Origin of the sequence: Elstera litoralis (assembly GCF_000963705.1) — a bacterium.
Taxonomy (GTDB): domain Bacteria; phylum Pseudomonadota; class Alphaproteobacteria; order Elsterales; family Elsteraceae; genus Elstera; species Elstera litoralis.
The window spans coordinates 1-1,611 of record NZ_LAJY01000639.1; the positions used below are offsets into that span (position 1 = coordinate 1).

The 1,611-nt window shown below is 63.8% G+C and carries 3 protein-coding genes and 1 pseudogene; 3 read left to right on the forward strand and 1 reads right to left on the reverse strand.

Annotation, left to right across the window (positions count from 1 at the left end; translation table 11 throughout):
* Both VZ95_RS26015 and VZ95_RS27525 read left to right on the forward strand, forming a co-directional pair.
* Positions 1–344 (forward strand): annotated as a pseudogene (locus tag VZ95_RS26015) (hypothetical protein); the annotation flags it as partial.
* A 32-nt stretch (positions 345–376) separates the two neighbouring features.
* Positions 377–634, forward strand: a complete 258-nt coding sequence (locus VZ95_RS27525) for an RNA-binding S4 domain-containing protein (protein WP_269747131.1) — start codon at positions 377–379, stop codon at positions 632–634.
* Between the two features lie 67 nt (positions 635–701).
* Here VZ95_RS27525 and VZ95_RS18525 read toward each other — a convergent pair whose 3' ends face one another.
* Positions 702–1,322, reverse strand: coding sequence for a DUF938 domain-containing protein (locus VZ95_RS18525; protein ID WP_045777178.1), 621 nt, complete (start codon positions 1,320–1,322; stop codon positions 702–704).
* Positions 1,323–1,463: 141 nt separating this feature from the next.
* Between VZ95_RS18525 and VZ95_RS23345 the strand changes: the two genes are divergently transcribed.
* Positions 1,464–1,611 (forward strand): 4Fe-4S dicluster domain-containing protein (locus VZ95_RS23345; RefSeq protein WP_156995405.1); only part of this gene is annotated, 148 nt, incomplete at its 3' end.

Below are 1,611 nucleotides of genomic sequence, written 5' to 3' on the forward strand. Positions count from 1 at the left end.
GCTTCGTCGTGCTCGGCCCGCGCGTCGTCCGCGCCGATCTGGTCGAACGCTTGGCGCAAGCCGTGCGGGAGAAAGCCGCGCAAGGCCCGTTCGCCGCCGACGCCAGCCTTGCCCGCCTCGCCTACTGCAACCCCGACGATATTCCCGCCGTGCTCGCCGCTTTGGGCTATCGCGGCCGTCCCGATCCCGCAACCGCCGCCGAAGGAGACGGTGACGCCGCCTCCGATCTGCGCTTCACCCGCCGTCGCCGCCGCCCGCAACGGGCGCCCGAACGGCCAACCCCAGGGGCCTTTCACCCCGATTCACCTTTCGCAAAATTAAGGGAGATGGTGCTGATCCCATGACCACATTTTACGCCCCCACCCCCACTCACGGCATGCGGCTCGATAAATTCCTTTGGGCCGCGCGATTCTTCAAAAGCCGCACCTGCGCGGCCGGATTGCTTAAGGAGGGAAGGGTTCGCGTGAACCGAAGGCTCGTGGATAAGGCCCATGTGACCGTGCGCATCGGCGACGTACTCACCTTCCCCCAGGCCGACCGCATCCGCGTGGTGCGGGTCGTCGCGCTCGACGAACAACGCGGCCCCGCGCCGGTGGCGCAGACGCTGTATGAGGATTTAGGCGGGCTGGCGTGAGCTTGCAGCAGGAGGCGCTGCCTCCTGCACCTCCGCTCAAGGGGTTACGGCCCCTTGAGAAACCCGTTTATCGGGTGAAAACCACCGTCAGATTATTTGCAGGCATCTCCGTCACCTCGGGGGCCGAAAACCCGGCGTCCGCCGCCAGCGCCGCAACCTCCTCCAACCGGCGAATCCCCCAGGCGGGATTGCGGGCACGCAAACTTTCGTCGAACGCCCGATTGCTCGGCGCGGTCTCCACCCCCTCGCGCAAGTAGGGGCCGTAGAGCATCAGCTTTCCGCCCGCAGGCAGAATGCGCGCAGCCCCCGCAATCAGGCCAACCGTCGCAGCCCAGGGCGAGATGTGGATCATATTGACGCAGAGCAGCGCATCGGCGCGCTCAATCGGCCAAGTGTCGGGCTGGGTTGCGTCGAGAAACAGGGCGCGGCGGAGGTTCGCGAGCGCCGCTTCCTCGGCATAGGCATCGATACTGGCGCGGGCGGAAACGTCGAAATCGGTCGGCTGAAAGGTCACGTCGGGCCGCGCGTCGGCAAAGAACAGCGCGTGCTCTCCCGTGCCGCTGGCAAGCTCCAACACGAGACTGCCAGAGGGGAGGTGCGGGCTCAGCACATCCAGAATGGCGGCACGATTGCGCAGGGCGGCGGGGGCGCTTTGTTGGGCGAGGCGCTTTTCAAGGGGGAAATCCATAATGAACAATTCCATATGTGAATTGGGGTATACCGAAGCCGGGCTTGTGTCCTGAAACCAGCCGACTATGATACGGCCCGCCAAGAAGGTGCATAAAAATCGCACCTATTCTAGATTGCTCGGGAAGGGAGCCTCCCCCTCATGACCTATATCGTGACCGATGATTGCATTCGGTGCCGCTACACGGACTGCGTTGAAGTTTGCCCGGTCGATTGTTTCTATGCGGGCGAAAACATGCTGGTCATCAATCCCGATGAGTGCATCGATTGCGGCGTCTGCGAAGCCGAAT

Coding starts and splice junctions, on each gene's coding strand:
- VZ95_RS27525 (WP_269747131.1), top strand. CDS start 377: ATGCGGCTCGATAAATTCCTTTGGGCCGCGCGATTCTTCAAAAGCCGC.
- VZ95_RS18525 (WP_045777178.1), bottom strand. CDS start 1,322: ATGGATTTCCCCCTTGAAAAGCGCCTCGCCCAACAAAGCGCCCCCGCC.